This is a genomic window from Paracoccus sp. 08 (assembly GCF_024105395.1).
GTDB lineage: Bacteria > Pseudomonadota > Alphaproteobacteria > Rhodobacterales > Rhodobacteraceae > Paracoccus > Paracoccus marcusii.
This window is the reverse complement of record NZ_WEKR01000064.1, coordinates 348,256-369,181: the sequence shown is the minus strand read 5'-3', so window position 1 is coordinate 369,181 and position 20,926 is coordinate 348,256. Positions and strand designations below refer to the sequence as shown.

At 67.9% G+C, this 20,926-nt stretch carries 18 protein-coding genes, 1 tRNA gene and 1 other annotated feature; of the genes, 8 read left to right on the top strand and 11 right to left on the bottom strand.

Translation table 11 applies throughout. From position 1 onward, the window contains the following. The coding region (locus GBO37_RS15795; protein ID WP_252929957.1) for an IS3 family transposase at positions 1–223 on the top strand (223 nt) is incomplete at its 5' end. Between the two features lie 416 nt (positions 224–639). On the opposite strand, the gene GBO37_RS15790 is transcribed toward GBO37_RS15795, so the two are convergent. Further along, positions 640–729 (bottom strand) — tRNA-Ser (locus GBO37_RS15790). 195 nt (positions 730–924) lie between these two features. Here GBO37_RS15790 and fni point away from each other — a divergent pair. The 6 genes from fni to GBO37_RS15760 are packed head-to-tail and all read left to right on the top strand — an operon-like array spanning position 925 to position 6,821. Next, on the top strand, positions 925–2,007 hold the full coding sequence (fni, locus tag GBO37_RS15785; RefSeq protein WP_252929956.1) for a type 2 isopentenyl-diphosphate Delta-isomerase: 1,083 nt from the start codon (positions 925–927) through the stop codon (positions 2,005–2,007). Positions 2,008–2,037: 30 nt separating this feature from the next. After that, complete coding sequence (locus GBO37_RS15780) at positions 2,038–2,766, top strand: fatty acid desaturase (RefSeq protein ID WP_045982217.1); 729 nt, start codon at positions 2,038–2,040, stop codon at positions 2,764–2,766. Further along, on the top strand, positions 2,763–3,251 hold the full coding sequence (locus tag GBO37_RS15775; protein ID WP_045982218.1) for a sterol desaturase family protein: 489 nt from the start codon (positions 2,763–2,765) through the stop codon (positions 3,249–3,251). The genes GBO37_RS15780 and GBO37_RS15775 overlap by 4 nt, the downstream gene beginning before the upstream one ends. Then, complete coding sequence (gene crtY / locus GBO37_RS15770; RefSeq protein WP_252929955.1) at positions 3,248–4,408, top strand: lycopene beta-cyclase CrtY; 1,161 nt, start codon at positions 3,248–3,250, stop codon at positions 4,406–4,408. The genes GBO37_RS15775 and crtY overlap by 4 nt, the downstream gene beginning before the upstream one ends. Continuing rightward, positions 4,405–5,910 carry a phytoene desaturase gene (locus tag GBO37_RS15765; RefSeq protein WP_139085606.1) on the top strand — a complete coding sequence of 502 codons (1,506 nt, stop codon included), beginning with the start codon at positions 4,405–4,407 and terminating at the stop codon, positions 5,908–5,910. The genes crtY and GBO37_RS15765 overlap by 4 nt, the downstream gene beginning before the upstream one ends. After that, positions 5,907–6,821, top strand: a complete 915-nt coding sequence (locus GBO37_RS15760; RefSeq protein ID WP_127898121.1) for a phytoene/squalene synthase family protein — start codon at positions 5,907–5,909, stop codon at positions 6,819–6,821. Before GBO37_RS15765 ends, GBO37_RS15760 begins: the two co-directional genes overlap by 4 nt. On the opposite strand, the gene GBO37_RS15755 is transcribed toward GBO37_RS15760, so the two are convergent. From GBO37_RS15755 to trpS, 8 genes are all read right to left on the bottom strand, one after another. Next, complete coding sequence (locus tag GBO37_RS15755; RefSeq protein WP_252929954.1) at positions 6,818–7,699, bottom strand: polyprenyl synthetase family protein; 882 nt, start codon at positions 7,697–7,699, stop codon at positions 6,818–6,820. The genes GBO37_RS15760 and GBO37_RS15755 overlap by 4 nt on opposite strands. A gap of 165 nt (positions 7,700–7,864) precedes the next feature. After that, on the bottom strand, positions 7,865–9,112 hold the full coding sequence (locus GBO37_RS15750) for a glycosyltransferase family 4 protein (protein WP_252929953.1): 1,248 nt from the start codon (positions 9,110–9,112) through the stop codon (positions 7,865–7,867). Next, positions 9,109–10,116, bottom strand: coding sequence for a hypothetical protein (locus tag GBO37_RS15745; RefSeq protein ID WP_252929952.1), 1,008 nt, complete (start codon positions 10,114–10,116; stop codon positions 9,109–9,111). The genes GBO37_RS15750 and GBO37_RS15745 overlap by 4 nt, the downstream gene beginning before the upstream one ends. Continuing rightward, positions 10,116–10,628: a hypothetical protein gene (locus tag GBO37_RS15740; RefSeq protein WP_252929951.1), complete on the bottom strand. Its 513-nt coding sequence runs from the start codon at positions 10,626–10,628 to the stop codon at positions 10,116–10,118. Before GBO37_RS15740 ends, GBO37_RS15745 begins: the two co-directional genes overlap by 1 nt. Before the next feature lie 67 nt (positions 10,629–10,695). Continuing rightward, positions 10,696–11,997 (bottom strand): Hint domain-containing protein, encoded by a 1,302-nt coding sequence (locus GBO37_RS15735; RefSeq protein WP_252929950.1) that lies wholly within the window; start codon positions 11,995–11,997, stop codon positions 10,696–10,698. Positions 11,998–12,290: 293 nt separating this feature from the next. Beyond that, positions 12,291–13,145, bottom strand: a complete 855-nt coding sequence (locus tag GBO37_RS15730) for a universal stress protein (RefSeq protein WP_127898126.1) — start codon at positions 13,143–13,145, stop codon at positions 12,291–12,293. Positions 13,146–13,160: 15 nt separating this feature from the next. After that, entirely contained in the window at positions 13,161–14,657 is a 1,497-nt protein-coding gene (locus tag GBO37_RS15725) for a SulP family inorganic anion transporter (RefSeq protein ID WP_127898127.1), read from the bottom strand. Between the two features lie 63 nt (positions 14,658–14,720). Further along, positions 14,721–14,776: a sequence feature (sul1 is cis-regulatory element that is thought to sense ions involved in sulfur or methionine metabolism; They are found in Alphaproteobacteria), on the bottom strand. 62 nt (positions 14,777–14,838) lie between these two features. Then, positions 14,839–15,873, bottom strand: coding sequence for a tryptophan--tRNA ligase (gene trpS, locus GBO37_RS15720; RefSeq protein WP_045982226.1), 1,035 nt, complete (start codon positions 15,871–15,873; stop codon positions 14,839–14,841). A 74-nt stretch (positions 15,874–15,947) separates the two neighbouring features. On the opposite strand from trpS, the gene GBO37_RS15715 reads away from it, so the two are divergent. After that, positions 15,948–16,649, top strand: coding sequence for a rhomboid family intramembrane serine protease (locus GBO37_RS15715; RefSeq protein ID WP_045982227.1), 702 nt, complete (start codon positions 15,948–15,950; stop codon positions 16,647–16,649). Here the strand turns inward: GBO37_RS15715 and murJ are convergent. Further along, positions 16,646–18,175, bottom strand: a complete 1,530-nt coding sequence (murJ, locus tag GBO37_RS15710) for a murein biosynthesis integral membrane protein MurJ (RefSeq protein ID WP_252929949.1) — start codon at positions 18,173–18,175, stop codon at positions 16,646–16,648. The genes GBO37_RS15715 and murJ overlap by 4 nt on opposite strands. Next, positions 18,172–20,925, bottom strand: a complete 2,754-nt coding sequence (locus tag GBO37_RS15705; RefSeq protein WP_045982229.1) for a [protein-PII] uridylyltransferase — start codon at positions 20,923–20,925, stop codon at positions 18,172–18,174. Before GBO37_RS15705 ends, murJ begins: the two co-directional genes overlap by 4 nt. Position 20,926: the final 1 nt, after the last annotated feature.

Sequence of the window (20,926 nt, the reverse complement as noted above, 5' to 3'; positions counted from 1 at the left end):
CCGCGGCAACTGTCATGACAACGCAGTCGCCGAGAGCTTCTTCCATCTGCTCAAACGCGAAAGGATCAGGCGCAGGACCTACCGGACACGCAAAGACGCAAGACAGGACGTGTTCGACTACATCGAGATGTTCTACAATCCGAAGCGAAAGCATGCGAGGAACGGGATGCTGTCGCCTGCCGACTTCGAACGGCGGCAGATGAGGAGACGCGAAGCCGTCTAAGAAAATCGGGGCTATTCAGTTCGAGCTTCAGACCAGCAGCCTCTAGGCGTCCGAGAGCGGCCTTGGGGTCAATGGCCGCAACAGACCCATTACTACGGTGATTGGCCCACAGGGCGTCCTGCCTACGGGCATGTTCATTTGCCCTCTTAACTGCCTCTAGCTGGTCGCTCGTCTTAAGGGAAAAGAACAGCTCCGATTGTGGCCTGCCCTTGGCATCCCTGTGCAAACCCTCATATCCCACAGCCACACGGCGGCGGAAATACCAGACGTTGCCCTTCTTCTGGATGTACTTGGCTGACAAGCGGAACGCCCCTGATTGGAACAGTAAGACCACGGTGTGTCGCCTTTTGTGTCACCCTGTGGCTGCTCGAACTGTCACCAAGCAGTTGATTTCCTAGGAAAAACCTGCGTTATGGTGGCGGAGACGAAGGGATTCGAACCCTCGAGACCCTTTCGGGCCTGCACCCTTAGCAGGGGTGTGCCTTCGACCACTCGGCCACGTCTCCGCCGACCCGTATATGGATGTCGCCAAGGGGGGGCAAGGGGCTTTCTGGCCCCTTTTTGCAGATCGCCGTGCGGCGCCGTCCAAGGGGTTCGACGGCGCCGGGCCGTGGCACGCGACAGTTCGTCCTCTTGGAACTGGGGCTGGAACCCGGAAGGCATTGACGCGATAGTCGGATGACGCAACCGGATGGCAGGACATGACCGAAATCTCTCGTCGCAAGTCGGATCACCTGCGCATCGTCACCGAAGGCCGCGGGGCGCAGGACCGGCTGGACAGCGGGTTCGACCAGGTCCGGTTCCTGCATCAGGCGCTGCCCGATCTGGACATGGATGCCGTCGACACGGGAACGCGGTTCCTGGGGCGCAGCCTGGGGGCGCCGCTGCTGATCTCGGCCATGACCGGCGGTCCAGAGGAGGCGGAACGCATCAACCTGCACATCGCCGAGGCCTGTGCCCATCACCGCATCGCCCTGTCCGTCGGATCGCAGCGCATCGCGGTCGAGACGGGCGGCAATGGCGGCCTGGGCGCCAGCCTGCGGGCGCGTGCGCCCCAGATTCCGATCCTGGGCAATATCGGCGCGGTCCAGCTGAATTATGGCTTTGGCGTGGCGCAGGCGCAGCGCGCGGTGGACATGATCCAGGCCGATGCGCTGATCCTGCACCTGAACCCGCTGCAGGAGGCGATCCAGGAGGGGGGCGACCGCAATTTTGCGGCCCTGCTGCCGCGGATCGAGGAACTCGCCACCAGCCTGCCGGTCCCCCTGGGCGTCAAGGAGGTCGGTGCGGGGCTGTCGGCGCCCGTGGCACGTCGTCTGATCGACGCGGGCGTGACGATCCTGGACGTCGCCGGCGCCGGCGGCACCAGTTGGGCGCGTGTCGAGGCCGAACGCGGTCCCGACCGCCTGCAGGCGCTGGCGGCGCCGTTCCACGACTGGGGCATCCCCACGACCGCGTCGCTGCGCGCGATCGCGCCGATGATGGGGCCGGACCAGGTTCTGGTCGGGTCGGGCGGGGTGCGTCACGGGCTGGACGCCGCGCGGGCCATCCGCCTTGGCGCGGACCTCGTGGGGCAGGCGGCCCGCGCGCTGCCCGCCGCGCGCCACAGCGCCGAGGCCCTGTCCGATCACCTGTCCGACGTCGTGACCCAGCTGCGCATCGCGATGTTCTGCACCGGATCGGGCGACCTTGCGGCGCTGCGCCGCGCGCCTTTGCTGGTGCCGGGGCCGGGTGGCCAATGGTCGCAAGCAACGGGGATGGAAACCGGCGATGCGGGACTGTAGTCTGCGCGGATCGCCGGTCCGGGGGACAAGATGAGCGCACATGCCCTGCCCAAGGCAGATCTGACCGCCACAAGCCTGATCGTCTCGGGCGGCATCATCGCTGCGTGGCTGGCCCTGCATGTGCATGCGCTGTGGTTTCTGGACGCGGCGGCGCATCCCATCCTGGCGGTCGCGAATTTCCTGGGGCTAACCTGGCTGTCGGTCGGACTTTTCATCATCGCGCATGACGCGATGCACGGGTCGGTCGTGCCGGGGCGTCCGCGCGCCAATGCGGCGATGGGCCAGCTTGTCCTGTGGCTGTATGCCGGATTTTCGTGGCGCAAGATGATCGTCAAGCACATGGCCCATCACCGCCATGCCGGAACCGACGACGACCCCGATTTCGACCATGGCGGCCCGGTCCGCTGGTACGCCCGCTTCATCGGCACCTATTTCGGCTGGCGCGAGGGGCTGTTGCTGCCCGTCATCGTGACGGTCTATGCGCTGATCCTGGGGGATCGCTGGATGTACGTGGTCTTCTGGCCGCTGCCGTCGATCCTGGCGTCGATCCAGCTGTTCGTGTTCGGCACCTGGCTGCCGCACCGCCCCGGCCACGACGCGTTCCCGGACCGCCATAATGCGCGGTCGTCGCGGATCAGCGACCCCGTGTCGCTGCTGACCTGCTTTCATTTTGGCGGTTATCATCACGAACACCACCTGCACCCAACGGTGCCTTGGTGGCGCCTGCCCAGCACCCGCACCAAGGGGGACACCGCATGACCAATTTCCTGATCGTCGTCGCCACCGTGCTGGTGATGGAGTTGACGGCCTATTCCGTCCACCGCTGGATCATGCACGGCCCCCTGGGCTGGGGCTGGCACAAGTCCCACCACGAGGAACACGACCACGCGCTGGAAAAGAACGACCTGTACGGCCTGGTCTTTGCGGTGATCGCCACGGTGCTGTTCACGGTGGGCTGGATCTGGGCGCCGGTCCTGTGGTGGATCGCCTTGGGCATGACCGTCTATGGGCTGATCTATTTCGTCCTGCATGACGGGCTGGTGCATCAGCGCTGGCCGTTCCGCTATGTTCCGCGCAAGGGCTATGCCCGCCGCTTGTATCAGGCGCACCGCCTGCACCACGCGGTCGAGGGGCGCGACCATTGCGTCAGCTTCGGCTTCATCTATGCGCCCCCGGTCGACAAGCTGAAGCAGGACCTGAAGACGTCGGGCGTACTGCGGGCCGAGGCGCAGGAGCGCACGTGACCCATGACGTGCTGCTGGCAGGGGCGGGCCTTGCGAACGGGCTGATCGCCCTGGCGCTGCGCGCGGCGCGGCCCGACCTGCGGGTGCTGTTGCTGGACCATGCCGCGGGACCGTCAGACGGCCATACCTGGTCCTGCCACGACCCCGATCTGTCGCCGGACTGGCTGGCGCGGCTGAAGCCCCTGCGCCGCGCCAACTGGCCCGACCAGGAGGTGCGCTTTCCCCGCCATGCCCGGCGGCTGGCCACCGGTTACGGGTCGCTGGACGGGGCGGCGCTGGCGGATGCGGTGGTCCGGTCGGGCGCCGAGATCCGCTGGAACAGCGACATCGCCCTGCTGGATGCGCAGGGGGCGACACTATCCTGCGGCGCCCGGATCGAGGCGGGCGCGGTGCTGGACGGGCGCGGCGCGCAGCCGTCGCGGCATCTGACCGTGGGTTTCCAGAAATTCGTGGGCGTCGAGATCGAGACCGACCGCCCCCACGGCGTGCCCCGCCCGATGATCATGGACGCGACCGTCACCCAGCAGGACGGGTACCGCTTCATCTATCTGCTGCCCTTCTCTCCGACGCGCATCCTGATCGAGGACACGCGCTATTCCGATGGCGGCGATCTGGACGACGACGCGCTGGCGGCGGCGTCCCACGACTATGCCCGCCAGCAGGGCTGGACCGGGGCCGAGGTCCGGCGCGAACGCGGCATCCTGCCCATTGCGCTGGCCCATGACGCGGCGGGCTTCTGGGCCGATCACGCGGCGGGGCCCGTTCCTGTGGGACTGCGCGCGGGGTTCTTTCACCCGGTCACCGGCTATTCGCTGCCCTATGCGGCGCAGGTGGCGGACGTGGTGGCGGGCCTGTCCGGGCCGCCCGGCACCGACGCGCTGCGCGGCGCCATCCGCGATTACGCGATCGACCGGGCACGCCGCGACCGCTTTCTGCGGCTGCTGAACCGGATGCTGTTCCGCGGCTGCGCGCCCGACCGGCGCTATACCCTGCTGCAGCGGTTCTACCGCATGCCGCATGGACTGATCGAACGGTTCTATGCCGGCCGGCTGAGCATGGCGGATCAGCTGCGCATCGTGACCGGCAAGCCTCCCATTCCCCTTGGCACGGCCATCCGCTGCCTGCCCGAACGTCCCCTGCTGAAGGAAAACGCATGAACGCCCATTCGCCCGCGGCCAAGACCGCCATCGTGATCGGCGCAGGCTTTGGCGGGCTGGCCCTGGCCATCCGCCTGCAGTCCGCGGGCATCGCCACCACCCTGGTCGAGGCCCGGGACAAGCCCGGCGGGCGCGCCTATGTCTGGCACGATCAGGGCCATGTCTTCGACGCGGGCCCGACCGTCATCACCGACCCCGATGCGCTCAAGGAGCTGTGGGCGCTGACCGGGCAGGACATGGCGCGCGACGTGACGCTGATGCCGGTGTCGCCCTTCTATCGACTGATGTGGCCGGGCGGGAAGGTCTTCGATTACGTGAACGAGGCCGATCAGCTGGAGCGCCAGATCGCCCAGTTCAACCCGGACGACCTGGAAGGATACCGCCGCTTCCGTGATTACGCGGAGGAGGTGTATCAGGAGGGCTACGTCAAGCTGGGCACCGTGCCCTTCCTCAAGCTGGGCCAGATGCTCAAGGCCGCGCCCGCGCTGATGAAGCTGGAGGCCTATAAGTCCGTCCATGCCAAGGTCGCGACCTTCATCAAGGACCCCTATCTGCGGCAGGCGTTTTCGTATCACACGCTGCTGGTGGGCGGGAATCCCTTCTCGACCAGCTCGATCTATGCGCTGATCCACGCGCTGGAGCGGCGCGGCGGGGTCTGGTTCGCCAAGGGCGGCACCAACCAGCTGGTCGCGGGCATGGTCGCGCTGTTCGAACGGCTTGGCGGCCAGATGATGCTGAACGCCAAGGTCGCCCGGATCGAGACCGAGGGCGCGCGGACCACGGGCGTCACCCTGGCGGACGGGCGGTCTTTAAGGGCCGACATGGTCGCCAGCAACGGCGACGTCATGCACAACTATCGCGACCTGCTGGGCCACACGGCCCGCGGGCAGAGCCGCGCGAAATCGCTGGACCGCAAGCGCTGGTCCATGTCGTTGTTCGTGCTGCATTTCGGTCTGCGCGAGGCGCCCAAGGACATCGCGCATCACACCATCCTGTTCGGCCCCCGCTACAGGGAGCTGGTCAACGAGATCTTCAAGGGCCCGAAGCTGGCCGAGGATTTCTCGCTGTACCTGCATTCGCCCTGCACGACCGATCCGGACATGGCGCCTCCGGGCATGTCCACGCATTACGTGCTGGCCCCCGTGCCGCATCTGGGCCGCGCCGAGATCGATTGGGCGGTCGAGGGGCCGCGCTATGCCGACCGCATCCTGGCGTCCCTGGAGGAGCGGCTGATCCCGAACCTGCGCGCCAACCTGACCACGACGCGCATCTTCACGCCCGCCGATTTCGCCAGCGAACTGAACGCCCATCACGGCAGCGCCTTCTCGGTCGAGCCGATCCTGACGCAATCCGCGTGGTTCCGGCCGCACAACCGCGACAAGACGATCCGCAACTTCTATCTGGTCGGCGCGGGCACCCATCCGGGCGCGGGCATTCCGGGCGTCGTGGGCTCGGCCAAGGCCACGGCCCAGGTGATGCTGTCCGACCTGGCGGGCGCATGAGCGATCTGGTCCTGACCTCGACCGAGGCGATCACCCAAGGGTCGCAAAGCTTTGCCACGGCGGCCAAGCTGATGCCGCCGGGCATCCGCGACGACACGGTGATGCTCTATGCCTGGTGCCGCCACGCGGATGACGTGATCGACGGTCAGGCCCTGGGCAGCCGCCCCGAGGCGGTGAACGACCCGCAGGCGCGGCTGGACGGCCTGCGCGTCGACACGCTGGCGGCCCTGCAGGGCGACGGTCCGGTGACCCCGCCCTTTGCCGCGCTGCGCGCGGTGGCGCGGCGGCATGATTTCCCGCAGGCCTGGCCCATGGACCTGATCGAAGGCTTCGCGATGGATGTCGAGGCGCGCGACTATCGCACGCTGGATGACGTGCTGGAATATTCCTATCACGTCGCAGGCATCGTCGGCGTGATGATGGCCCGCGTGATGGGCGTGCGCGACGATCCTGTCCTGGACCGCGCCTGCGACCTGGGGCTGGCGTTCCAGCTGACCAACATCGCGCGCGACGTGATCGACGATGCGCGCATCGGGCGGTGCTATCTGCCGGGGGACTGGCTGGACCAGGCGGGCGCGCGGATCGACGGGCCGGTGCCGTCGCCGGAGCTGTACACAGTGATCCTCCGGCTGTTGGATGCGGCGGAACCCTATTACGCGTCGGCGCGGGTGGGTCTGGCGGATCTGCCACCGCGCTGCGCCTGGTCCATCGCCGCCGCGCTACGGATCTATCGCGCCATCGGGCTGCGCATCCGCAAGAGCGGGCCGCAGGCCTATCGCCAGCGGATCAGCACGTCCAAGGCTGCCAAGATCGGCCTGCTGGGCGTCGGGGGCTGGGATGTCGCGCGATCACGCCTGCCGGGGGCGGGCGTGTCGCGGCAGGGCCTCTGGACCCGGCCGCATCACGTCTAGGCGCGCGCGGCGTAGGGCAGAACCCGTTCCAGCAGGGCCGCGATTTCCGGAGCCTGAAGGCGCTTGCTGCGCAGCATCGCGTCCAGTTGGGCGCGGCTGGCCTCGTAATGACGGGACACGTTCTGCAGGTCTGACACGGCCAGAAGGCCGCGCCGCAGGCCGGGGGCCGCCGCATCGCGACCGGTATCCTTGCCAAGAGCCGCCTGGTCGCCCACGACGTCCAGCAGGTCGTCATAGGACTGGAACACCCGGCCCAGCTGACGGCCAAAGTCGATCATCTGGGTCTGCTCCTCGGCGTCGAACTCCTTGATCACGGCCAGCATCTCCAGCCCGGCGATGAACAGCACTCCGGTCTTCAGGTCCTGTTCCTGTTCGACCCCCGCGCCGTTCTTGGCCGCGTGCAGGTCCAGGTCCTGGCCGGCGCACAGGCCCTGCGGCCCCAGGGACCGCGACAGGATCCGCACCAGCTGCGCCCGCACCGTGCCCGACGCGCCGCGCGCACCGGCCAGCAGGGCCATTGCCTCGGTGATCAGGGCGATGCCGCCCAGCACGGCACGGCTTTCGCCATGCGCCACATGGGTCGCGGGCTGGCCGCGGCGCAGCCCGGCATCGTCCATGCAGGGCAGGTCGTCGAAGATCAGCGATGCGGCATGCACCATCTCGACCGCGCAGGCGGCGTCGACGATCGTGTCGCAGACCCCGCCCGAGGCCTCTGCCGCAAGCAACATCAGCATGCCGCGGAACCGCTTGCCCGACGACAGCGCGCCATGGCTCATGGCCGCGCCGAGCGGCTGCGACACGGCACCGAATCCCTGGGCGATCTCCTCAAGTCTGGTCTGCAGAAGGGTGGCGTGGATCGGGTTGACGTCTCGTCTCATCAGTGCCTTCGCGCTTGGGTTCTGACCTGGCGGGAAGGTCAGGCCGGGGCGGCACCCCGTGACCCGTCATCCACCGTCAACAGTCCCCATGTTGGAACGGTTCACGCCCGATTGCGAGCCTTTTCGACGGCGACGCGGGGTCGCGCGGCAATTTGTCCAACAAGGTCAGTGGACCGGCGCGCCGATGGCTGCGCGCAGCCATGCATCCTTGGCCGGAAACACCCGCGCCGCATCGTGATCGGCCAGGATCGTCCGGCGCGCGGCGCGGCGCAGCTCGGCCGCGTCACCCGGATTGTCCAGCACCCAGGCCATCGCGTCCGCGACCTCGTCCGCGTCGTCCATGTCGACGATCAGGCCGTTCTCCATGTCGCGGACCAGTTCGCGCACCGGGGCGGTGTTCGATCCGATCACCAGGCATCCGGTGGCCATCGCCTCGGACAGGGACCAGGAGGTGACGAAGGGCTCGGTGAAATAGACATGCGCGTGCGAGGCCTGCAGCGTGCGGACATATTCATCGCGCGGGCGCATGGCGTTCACGTGGATGCGGCGGTGATCCAGGTCCAGCTGGTCGATCATCCGCAGCCACCAGCTGTCGCCGCGCGCCAGCGGTCGGCCATAGGACACGCTGTCATTGGCCAGGATCACCGTGTCGAAGTCGTCACGCCGCGCCTGCAGGCGGGCGACGCCGCGCAGGAATTGCGGAAAGCCGCGCAACGGCTCCATCCCGCGGGTGGCATAGGTGATCACGGGGCGGTCGGCGGGCAGGCGCAGCCAGTCGAAATCGATGCGCGCCTGCGGGTCGGGGCGGTGCAGGTCGCAATCGACCCCATCGGGCATCACGGTGATCTGGCGGCGCAGCACCGGGGGAAAGCGGCTGGCCTGGAACAGCGTCGGGCACCAGCTGGCATCGGCCAGGTCGAATTCGCCGGTGATCGGCAGGTTGCGCATCCGGTCCGAGATCATCACCGCCAGGTCGGCGGGCTTTTCCGCCCGGCGCTTGTCCCAGTTGCGGTCGGTGTAATACCATTCGTGATAGGCGACATAGGTGCAGTCCGGCCAGACCAGCTTGACCCCCAGTCCCACGCCCCAGCCCGCATGGGCCACCACGACGTCCGGGACATAGCCTTCGGAATGGCGCATGCGGAACATCAGCTCGGTCGCGCCCCGGCAGTTCTGTGCGGCATGGTCCAGGATGTGACGCGGATCGCCCGTGGGGATCGTGGTGTCGCGCAGCGCGAATCGGCGGGTGCGGATGCCGTCATGGGCAGGGNCGGCGTCGATGCCGCCATGCATGAAGGTGACGTCCCAGCCCTGGCCCGCCAGCCAGCGGCCCAGGAACTCGAACTGGCCGGGGCCGGACAGGTGCAGAAACAGGATGCGCGGCCGCTGCGCCACGGATGTCGCGACCGTCATGACCGGGGAACCGTCTGCCAACCCGTGCAGCCCGCCGCCAGCAGCGGCTGCTGATCGGTGCGGTTCACGATGGCCTGCACGCGGGCATGGGCGACGCCCAGGTCCAGCCGCGCCTTGGTCGCGACCAGGAACGTCGCATCGCCGTCCAGGACCGCGTGGACTGCGGGAAACGCGGCCTGCAGCAGGTCGCGGATCGCGGGCAGGGGGCCCGTTCCATGGATCAGCAGGACGCCGCCGTCGCCCGACAGGCGCCGCCCGGCGTGGCGGATGCGCGCCAGCGCCTCCGGACCGTGCAGCCAGTCGTCATCGGCCCCGGCGACGATCGCATCCAGCCGCGGCGCATCGGGTGCCGCATCCGACAGCTGCGCTGGCCGGAACGCCGCGCCAAGGTCAAGCGCCTGCATCGCCGCCATGGGCCAGCCCGCCGCGGGGTGATGCACCGTCAGGCCGGGCACCAGGGCCAGCGCCGCAACGGCCAGCGGCAGATGCGCCGGCCCTGTCACCATCACGTGCCGCAGGGCCGATGTCGCGCAGAGCAGCCCAAGGCAGCGACGCGCCCAACCCTCGACCGGCATGGCCGGGTTCAGCGCGTCGATCATGCCCAGGGGGGTGCCGTCGTCGTCCAGCACCTGCACCCGGCGGTCATCCAGCATGCGCAGCGCCGCCCCATCCAGGCGGTGCAGGCCGTGATTGATCGCCCGCGCGCGGCCCCGGACCGGGGCGTCGGTCGCCCGCAGCCAGGCGCGGTGGAAGGGCGTGACCCAGGAAAACGCATCGCGGTTGTCCAGCAGCTCGACCGCCTGCTGGACGGCGATTGCTAGCGGACCGTCCAGGTCCAGCGACAGGGGTAGGCCGCCCGGCTGCGTCCCGGCCAGGGTCACGCGCCGCGCACGCCAGGCATGGCGCTGGACGGGGCCGGTCTGGAGCCGCGTCTCGGCACGGTTCAGGTGCAGGTCAGACAGTGACGACAGGCGGGGGTTCAGCCGTGGGGCCCGCGCGGACATTACAGCCGACTGAAGAAAGCGCTGCCCAGGGGCGTGGCGCCATCCGCGGTCAGCAGCGCGTCCATCCGCGGAACGGCAACGCCAAGACCCAGGCCAACCTGGATGCCCCGGACCCCGCGCGGCGCGGACCAGCCGCGCACGGCCAGCATCACCCGCTGCCAGACGGCGGACCCGGTGGCGGTGTCGCGGATGTCGCTGCGCAGATGCGCCGTGTGGATCACCGTGATCCAGCTGGCGGAATGGGTCCGCATCGGTTCGAACGCGAACAGCGCAAAGGCCACCGGCTCGGCCTCCAGCGATACGACGACGGCACCGTGATAACCGCTGTTGTCATGGACCTGTGCCAGCAGGCGTTCCACCTGCGGCTGGTCGAAGGGCAGGTCCGCGAACAGGCTTTCCCGGTGCATCTGGCGGGCCAACGGCACGATCAGGTCGGGCCGGGCCGCGTGCCTGCCGACGGTGACATCGGTGCGGCGCAGCAGGGCGGGGGGCAGGTCGGTGTGGAGTGTCATGATCCCAAGCGGCCCAGCCTTGCCGTTGCCGACATGCTGGGCCTGTCCAATGACCGCAGGCCGGTCCTTACGAATACAGCGGGCGGTCGTTGCGGGCGTGGCGGGCGGCCAGCGAGCGTCCTTCGCGACCCTTCAGGAACGGGATGGCCGGATCGGTCTCGGTCATCGCCTCGAAATCGGGGAAAATCGCGCGCAGTTCGGACAGCTGGTCCTGGCTGAGAAAAGTCAGCGCCTGACGCCCGGGGAACAGGCTTTCGGCCTCGATCCCCTCGACCGACAGGATCTGGTGGTCTGCGAACATCAGGTGCAGGTACTGGACGCTGCGGGCGTCGCCGTCCACGTCGATGCCGTTCACGCCGATCAGCTGCTTGACCGCGACCAGCACCTCGGGGGCGCCGAACATCGTCTCGGCGATGGCCGAGCGGATGACGACGCGGTGCTGGGGCGAAAAGCGGATGTCGCGCAGGGGCAGGCCGTTGCCGAAGGCGCCGGCCGGCACCAGGATCGGCAGCAGCTTGGGGTTCCCTGCCAGATCGACCGCATCCAGCCTGCGCGAACCGATCCAGGCCAGGGCCTTGGGGCCGTTGCGGGTGATGACCGTGTCGCCCTGGCGCAGGGTCTCGATCGGGACCGCGCCACGGGGGGTGTCGATCAGCGTGCCGGCGGTGAAGCAGACCGCGTTGATCGCCTCGAAATTGGCAAAGCCCGACCGTGATGCCACCGTCGATCCGTCGCGAAGCGTCATCGTCCCATAGGAGACCGTGCCCTGCAGGATGCGCGGATAGGCCAGGATCGAGCCGATGTCGCTGTCGCTGTAGACGTTGGTGACCAGGTCGGCCTTGCCGTCGCCGTCGGTGTCCATGGTGACGTTGCCGCTGGACAAGGTCAGCGTCCACTCCCCGCCCAGGTTCAGCGTGTCCTGACCCTTGCCGCCGTCCAGCTTGGCGCCGCTGCGCATCTTGTCGGCATCCGACAGGCTGTGGTCCGGCTTCATGTCGAACCACAGGACGTCGTCGCCCTTGCCAAGGTCCACGCGCGCGCCGAACGACTGCTCCAGCTTCAGCGTGTCGTCGCCGTCGCCGGTAGAGATCGTCTCGAAGGTGGTGCGCGACAGATGGGCCATATCGTCGCCGGTGCCCATGTCGACCTGGCCGAAGGCGACGCGGGCGCCTTGGCCGAACAGGTTTCCGCCCTCCAGCGTGTCGTCGCCGCCCTTCATGCTGATGTCGTACACGCTGCGGTCGTCACAGGGTCCTGTCTGCCGGCTGAACGCCCAGTCTGACAACGTGACGTTCTGGGTGTCTTCCGAAGAGTTGCCCTGAAGAATGGTCGCGCCATCGCCATCATAGCTGCCAAAGATCGTGGCCATGACAGTCATCCCTCTTGAAAACGATTCTTGTTAACTTTGTATAAACGGCGTTACGCCCGCATGGCCACGGTTGTCAACATAATCCACGCACACGCCACGCGTGAAGACCGGTTTGGAGACCAATCTCGCACATCGTGCAATTCGTTGATTAACCTATGAACTTTCCGGTTCACATTGCACGTTGTGCAGGGCCGGTCAGGGTTGATCCGACGCGGGGGCCGGAGGCCGGCGTCCGCGTCGGATCTGCAACTGGAGGCTGTAAATTTGTGCGCTGTTAACTGTTTATTTACGGGTCAGCGGAACAGCAGCACGGATCTGCGGGAATCGATCAGCATGCGCGTGGTGACCGATCCGATGATCAACCGGCGGATGCGGCTGTGCCCATAGGCCCCCATGACCAGCAGGTCGTGATCCTGCTGTTCGATCCGTGCGATCAGCGCGCTGTCGGCGCTGCCGTCCAGCAGTTCGGCGCGCGCATCGCGGCCGGCGGCGCGCAGGCGCAGGATCGCCTCCTCCAGCTGGACCTGCGCCTCGCGGTTGGCCGGGGCGGCCATCGCCACCTCGATCCGCAGCCCGTCGAAGACCGGGCTGGAGGCCACGTGATCGACCGCCTTCATCGCCGACGCCCCGCCGTCAAAGGCCAGCATCACGCTGGCGATGGGGCGGAAGGCGCGGGCGGCGACCAGGACCGGCACCTTGGCCGCGCGGACCACGCGTTCCAGGTTCGATCCGGGATGGTCGGCCGCGAAATCGGCGGCCTCTCCGCGCTTGCCGATCACGATCAGGGCGGGGCCTGCGGCCTTGCCGGTCGCATGGGCGATCAGGTCGCCCTGTTCCAGGCGCGTCTCGACCCGCGCGGCGCCGGCGCCCAGGGTCAGGTTGCGCGCATCCTCCAGCAGGGCGCGGCCCTGGGCGTTCGCCAGGCGCGCGCGCTGTTCGTCAAGGCTTGCCAGCTCGTCCAGCAGGGCGCTGCGTGCGCCAAGGCGGATCGTGCCGGACAGGTCCTGCGACGGGGCGGGGGACCTGCGGCCCAGGACGTGCAGCAGTTCGACCGGCATGCCGCTGCGCGCCGCAAGCCAGCCCGCATGTTCGCACACCGAGGCCGCGTAGACCGAGCCGTCCACCAGGGCGATGATCTTGTCGTTCATGTGCCGGCTCCCCCTCTAATGCGCCGTCAGCTTGTCCAGGGCGCCGGGCTTGTCATGGATGGCAAGCCGGTCGACCAGCGTCTCCGAGGCGGCGTTCATGCCGATCAGCTGCACCTGCGCGCCGTCGCGCCGGAACTTCAGGATCGCCATGTCCAGCGCCTGCACCGAGCTGATGTCCCAGATATGCGCCCCTCTGACGTCGATGGTGACATGATCCAGCGGTTCTGCAAAGTCGAACGCGGCCATGAAATCCTCGACCGAGGCATAGAACATCTGCCCCTCGACGACATAGGTCCGGCTGCGGCCGTCCGCCGACAGGGTCGAGGTCACGCGGAACAGCTGTGCGATCTTGGCGGCGAAGAAGATCCCCGACAGCAGCACGCCCACCAGCACCCCGATGGCCAGGTTGTGGGTCCAGACGACCGTGGCGACGGTTGCCAGCATCACCACCGACGACGAGCGCGGATGGGTGCGCAGGTTGGCCAGCGACGACCAGCTGAAGGTGCCGATGGACACCATGATCATGATCGCGACCAGCGCCGGCATGGGGATGCGGCTGACCAGATCGCCCAGACCCACCACTAGGATCAGCAGCGCCACCCCGGCGGTGAAGGACGACAGCCGACCCCGCCCGCCGGATTTGACGTTGATCATCGACTGTCCGATCATGGCGCAGCCCGCCATGCCCCCGATGAAGCCGGTGGCGGTGTTGGCCAGGCCCTGGCCGATGCATTCCTGGTTGCGGTTGCTGCGCGTGTCGGTCAGCTCGTCCACCAGGTTCTGGGTCATCAGGCTTTCCAGCAGGCCCACGATGGCGACCGCGATGGAATAGGGCAGGATGATCTGCAGCGTCTCCAGCGTCAGCGGGATGTCGGGGATCAGGAACATCGGCAGCGTGTCGGGCAGCGCGCCCATGTCGCCCACCGTGCGCACGTCCCATCCGAAGGTCATCGCAAGACCGGTCAGCACGACGATGGTGACCAGCGGCGACGGGATCGCCTTGGTGATGCGCGGGAACAGGTAGATGATCGCCAGCGACGCCGCGACCAGCACGTAGGTGAACCAGGTCACGCCGGGTGCGGACAGGTCCAGTTCGGGCAGCTGCGCCATGAAGATCAGGATCGCCAGCGCGTTCACGAACCCGGTCATCACCGATTTCGAGACAAAGCGCATGAAGCGTCCCAGACCGGCCAGGCCGCAGCCGATCTGGATCAGGCCGGCCAGCACGGTGGCCGCCAGCAGGTATTCAAGCCCGTGATCGCGCACCAGCGTGATCATCAGCACCGCCGTCGCCGCCGTCGCGGCCGAGATCATGCCGGGACGCCCGCCGGTGATCGCGGTGATGACCGCGATCGAGAAGCTGGCATACAGCCCCACCTTGGGGTCCACGCCCGCGATGATGGAAAAGGCGATGGCCTCGGGGATCAGCGCCAGGGCCACGACAAGGCCTGAAAGCAGGTCGGGCCTGATGTTGCCCAGCCATTCGTTCTTGTAGGTCGTCAGTGAAAACATGTGTCATCCGTTCCTGACCCTGCCGTCGTGGCCTGCGGTCCGACAGTCAAGTGTCAAGGTTCGAATTGTCCGGCGGATCGGCGGCCGGAAGAGCCACCCGGAATCTCACCGGGTCCATGCACGTGTCGGGCTGATAGCCGCAAAGAGGCCGCTGGCGCAACCCCCTTGCGGCCAAGGGGCCTCAGCCGCGGGTGCGCAGCAGGCCCATGATGTCCTTGGTCCGCTCCAGGATCGGCATGGCGACGGCCGCCGCGCGGTCGGAACCGTCGGCCAGGATCGCGTCGATCTGGGCGGGGTCGGCCATGTATTCGGACATGCGCCGGGTGATGGGCGACAGCGCCTCGACCGCGACCTCGGCCAGGGCGGGCTTGAACGCGCCGAAGCCCTGACCCTCGAACCGGGCCAGGACCTGGTCGGGGGTCTCGTCCGTCAGGGCGGCATAGATGTTGATCAGGTTGCGCGCCTCGGGGCGGTCCTTCAGACCGTCCATCTGGCCGGGCAGGGGGTCGGCATCGGTGCGCGCCTTGCGGATCTTCTGGGCGATGGTGTCGGCGTCGTCGGTCAGGTTGATGCGGCTGGCATCCGACGGATCGGATTTCGACATCTTCTTGGAGCCGTCGCGCAGGGACATGACCTTGGTGGCCACGCCTTCGATCAGCGGTTCGGTGATCGGGAAATGCGTGACGCCGTAATCGTGGTTGAACTTGGCCGCGATGTCGCGGGTCAGTTCCAGGTGCTGCTTCTGATCCTCTCCGACCGGGACGGCGGTCGCCTGATAGGTCAGGATGTCGGCCGCCATCAGCGCCGGATAGGCCAGAAGGCCCAGGCTGACGTTCTCGGCGTTCTTGCCGGCCTTGTCCTTGAACTGGGTCATCCGGTACATCCAGCCCACGCGCGCGACCGTGTTGAACAGCCACGCCATCTCGGCATGGGCGCTGACCTGGGACTGGTTGAACAGGATCGACTGCGCGGGGTCCACGCCCGACGCCATGAAGGCCGCCGCCGCCTCGCGCGTGCGCGACAGCAGGATCTGGGGGTCCTGCCAGACGGTGATCGCGTGCAGGTCGACGATGCAGTAGATCGTCTGCGCGTCCGGGCCCTGCAGGGCCGCGAACCGCTTGAGCGCGCCAAGGTAGTTGCCAAGCGTCAGCCCGCCCGACGGCTGGATGCCGGAAAAGATGCGTGGGCGGAACTGGGCGTTGATCGGGTCGGACATGAGCGGCCTGCCTTGGAATTTCCTGCCCGCTGGCTTAGCGGTTGACCGGTGCCTTCGCAACCCAAGGAAACCCCATGCGATCAAGCCTGCCTGAATCGCCGCTGAACCCGCTGCCGCCCGTGATCTGGCTGCTGACCGTGCCCGTCATCGCCTCCGAGGCGGTCTTTGCCTTGGGCGGCGCGGGCCTGATCGGCGGGGCCGAGGGCGTGGGCCTGCGCCTGTCCGCGATCCGCATGGCGGCGTTTCCGCCCGAACTGGCGCAGCGGGCCTGGACGTTGGGGGCGTTCGATCTGGAACAGATGTACCGGTTCCTCAGCTTCGTGTTCATCCATGTCAACGCCATGCATGCGCTGTTCGTCGTGGTCTTCACGCTGGCTTTGGGGAACATGGTCGCGCAGAACTTCCGCCCCTGGGCGGTGCTGGCGCTGTATTTCGGGTCGGCCATCGGCGGTGCGCTGGTCTATGCCGCGATCATCCAGGCGGTGGGCGCGCGGTCCGCGCCGCTGATCGGCGGCTATCCGGCGGTCTATGGGCTGGTGGGGGCGTTCACCTTCCTGATCTGGACGCGGCTGGCGGCAGAGAACGCGAACCGGATGCGGGCCTTCACGCTGATCGGCATGCTGTTGCTGTTCCAGCTGGTCTTCGGCCTGATCTTCGGCGGCGCGGGCCTGGGCTGGATCGCCGAGATCGCGGGCTTTGGGTTCGGGTTCGCGCTGTCCTTCGTGCTGGTCGACGGGGGCATGGCCCGCGCGCTGGCGCAGCTGCGCCAGCGTTAACCGCGCCGGACGGCGGCGCGCAGTTCCGACGGGCGATAGCCGACGATGACAAAGGCCAGCGCGAAATAAAGCGCGGCGCCGCCAAAGACCAGGATCGCCAGCCCCGCGCCGCGACCCAGGCCCGCGGCCTCCAGCCAGCCGCGGGTCGCCCACAGGGCGGCGGCCATCAGCGCGGATGCCAGCAGGATGCGCGGGAACGACCGGCGCAGGCGCGCATCGGCGCGCGCCGCCTGACCCATCGACCGGGTGCCCCACCACAGCTGCGCCACCATGATCCAAGCCGCGATGGTCGTGCCAAGCGCCGCCGCCAGGAAGCCGAAGATCGGCATCAGGCCAAAGGCCGCGACGGCGTTCACCACCATCGAGATCAGGGCAAAGCGGAACGGGGTCCTGGTATCCTCGCGCGCGAAATACAGCGGCTGCAGGATCTTCTGCAGCACGAAGGCCGGCAGGCCAAAGGCATAGACGATCAGCGCCGCCGCCGTCTGCTGCGTGTCGAATGCGGTGAAGGCGCCGCGTTCGAACAGCGTGCTGACCATCGGTTCCGCGATCACCGCGATCGCGAAGGCCGAGGGCAGCGTCAGGAACAGCCCGAATTCCGTGGCGCGGGAATAGGCCGACTGGCCGCCCGCGTGGTCCTCGGCCCGGATGCGGCGGGCCAGTTCGGGCAGCAGGACGACCGCGACCGCCGCGCCCACCACGCCCAGAGGCAGCTGATACAGCCGGTCGGAATAGGACAGCCAGGCGATCGCGCCCTCGAACCGGGATCCGACCTGGCGGCCCACCAGCAGGTTGATCTGCACGACGCCGCCCGCGAATGCCGCGGGCAGGGCCACCGCGATCAGGCGGCGCATGTCGGGCGTCAGGCGCGGGCGGTGCGGCCAGAACGTGTATCCGGTCCGCCGCGCGTCCCACCAGACCAGCGCCAGCTGCGCCACCCCGGTGACGGGCGTGGCCCAGGCCAGGGTCAGGCCCAGGTCCCATCCCTGCCAACGCCCAAGCCCCATCGCCACGATGAACAGCAGGTTCAGCAGCACCGGCGCCGCCGCCGCCGCCGTAAAGCGGCCGTTCGCGTTCAAGACGCCCGAGATCATCGAGGCCATCGAGATCAGCAGGATATAGGGAAAGGTGATCCGCCCGTATTCGACCGCCAGGTCGAACCGTTCATCGCCCGCGAACCCCGACGCCATCAGCCAGACCAGCCCCGGCATGAAGATCATCGCCACCGCCGTCAGCGCCAGCACCGTCATGAACAGCCCCGAGAACGCCTCGCGCGCGAAACGCTGCGCGTCGGCCGGATCGTCCAGCTTCTTCGAGAACATCGGGATGAAGGCGGTGTTGAACGCGCCCTCGGCGAAGAAGCGGCGGAACATGTTGGGCAGGGACAGCGCGATCAGGAACGCCTCGGCCACGGCGCCGGTGCCCAGCCAGGCGGCCATCAGGATGTCGCGCACGAAACCCGACGCGCGCGAGATCAGCGTCCATAGCCCAACGGAGAGGAACCCCCGCACCAATCCGGATTTCATGCCTGTTCAGCCTCGGCCCGTTTCACGCCGTCGGCGATCGCCGTGCGCAGTTTCTTTTCCAGCCCGTCACGTTTCGCGGGGCTGTGCAGCTTCAGGCCGAACATGTCCTTGACGTAGAAGCTGTCGACCACCTGCGCCCCATAGGTCGCAATGACGGCGCTGACAATCTGGATGTGGTTCGCGGCCAGCGTCCGCGTCAGGTCGTACAGCAGGCCGGGGCGGTCGCGGGTGTCGACCTCGATGATGGTATAGATGTCGCTGCCTTCGTTGTCGAAGGTGATGTGGGTCGGGAACTTGAACTCTCGGTTGCGCTTTTTCGGCTTGTCCCGGCTGGCAAAGGCCTCGCGGGCGACGATCTCTCCGGCCAGGGTGCGCAGGATGGTCTGGCGCAGGCGGGGCAGGCGATCCTCGGCAAAGGGGTGGCCCTCCGCGTCCTGGACCCAGAATACCGCCGTCGCATATCCGTCCCGCGTGGTATAGGTCCGCGCATCGACCACGTTCGCCCCGGTCAGCGTCAGCGCGCCCGCCAGACGCGAGAAGATGCCCGGATGATCCGACAGCACGAAGGCCGCGCGGGTCGCATCCCGGTCGGGATCGGCGCGCAGGTCGATGCGGATCTCGTCCGCGCCCAGGCCGGACAGAAGGTCGGCAAAGACGGCCTGGGTCTGGGTCTGCAGGCCCGACCAATAGGCGTCGTAATGGCGCCCCAGTTCGGCGCGGATGGTGCGGGCGTCCCAACCCTTGGCGATCAGCAGGTGGCGCAGCGACCGTTTCGCCTCGGTCTGGCGACGGTCGCGGTTCAGCTCCTCCAGCCCATTCTCCAGCGCGGCCGCGGTCTCCTGGTGCAGCTGGCGCAGCAATGCGGCCTTCCAGTTGTTCCAGGTGCCCGGGCCCACGCCGCGGATGTCGCAGACGGTCAGCACCAGAAGCATGTCCAGCCGCTTGCGGGTCTTCACCGCCTTGGCAAAGTCGCGCAGCGTGCGCGGGTCGCTGATGTCGCGTTTCTGCGCCACGTCGGACATCAGCAGGTGATGGCGCACCAGCCATTCGACCGTGTCGATGTCGTCCTGGGCAAAGCCGAAGCGCGCCGCGATCCGCCGCGCGATACGCGCCCCCAGGATCGAATGATCCTCGGGGCGGCCCTTGCCGATGTCGTGCAGCAGCGTCGCCAGGTACAGCACCCGCCGGTTCACGCCGGCCTGGATGATCTCCGAGGACAGCGGAAGGTCCTCAGGATGTTCGCCGCGCTCGATCTCGGCCAGGGCGGCGACGCATTGGATGGAATGTTCGTCCACGGTATAGTGGTGATACAGGTTGAACTGCATCATCGCGACGACGGGTTCGAATTCCGGGATGAAGGCGGCCAGCACGCCCAGTTCGTTCATGCGCCGCAGCGCGCGTTCGGGGTTCCCGTGCCGCAGCAGCAGGTCCATGAAGATGCGGATCGCCTCGGGGTCGGACTGCACCTTGTCGTCGATGCGGTCCAGGTTCGCGGCCACCAGGCGCAGCGCCTCGGGGTGGATCAGCACGCCGGTGCGCAGGGCCTCCTCGAACAGGCGCAGGATGTTCAGCGGGTCGGCCAGAAAGGTCGCCTCGGTTTCATAGGACAGGCGACCCTGCTGATCGACGAAACCCGCGCGCATCTTGCGCCGCCGACGGAAGATGCGGCCCAGGAAGGGTGCTGCGCGGACATGGCGGGTCTCCAGTTCCGTCAGGAAGACGCGGGTCAACTCTCCGACACGGGTGGCGTGGCGGAAATAGTCCTGCATGAAGTACTCGACCGCGCGTCGGGCGGTGGTGTCGACATAGCCCATGCGCCGCGCCACCTCGACCTGCATGTCAAAGGACAGCACGTCCGACGGCCGCCCCGCGATCAGATGCAGGTGGCTGCGCACCGCCCACAGGAAATCCTCGGCCTGCCAGAAGGCCAGATGCTCGTCGCGGGTGAAGACGCCCAGATCGACCAGCTCGACCGCCCGGTCGACGCGGTGGATGTATTTCGCGATCCAGTACAGCGTCTGCAGGTCGCGCAGGCCGCCCTTGCCCTCCTTGACGTTGGGTTCCAGGACATAGCGCTGGCCGCCCTGCCGGGTGTGGCGCGCGGCGCGTTCCTCCAGCTTGGCCTCGATGAATTCGGGGATGGTCCGCTCGAACAGTTCCGCCCACAGGCGGGTGCGCAGCTCCTCGGCCAGGGGGGCGTGGCCCGTGACCAGGCGGTGTTCCACCAGCGAGGTGCGGATCGTCATGTCCGCCGCACCAAGGCGCAGGCAGTCGTCCACGCTGCGGATCGAATGGCCGATCTTCAGCTTCAAATCCCACAGCATGTACAGCATCGATTCGACGACGCTTTCCGCCCAGGGGGTGATCTTCCACGGGGTTAGGAACAGCAGGTCCACGTCGGAGGAGGGCGCCATCTCGGCCCGGCCATAGCCGCCGACGGCCAGCACGGCCAGGCGCTGCGTCTCGGACGAGGACTGCTGGGGGTGCAGGCGTGTCGTCGCCACGTGATGGACCGCGGTGACCAGCGCATCCGTCATCATGGCGATGGCACGCACCGTCTCGCGCGCGGCGCGGGGATGGGTGGCAAAGGCGGCCTCGATCGCCTCCATCGTCACGGATCGCGTCAGGGCCAGCATCGCCACGGTCTGCGCGCGGATCTGGCGGGGGTCGGTGGTTCCCGCCAGCTGCCGGTCCAGGCGGGCCAGCAGCTGGTCGGTGTCCAGGTCGGGTCGGGCCGCGACGATGGTCATC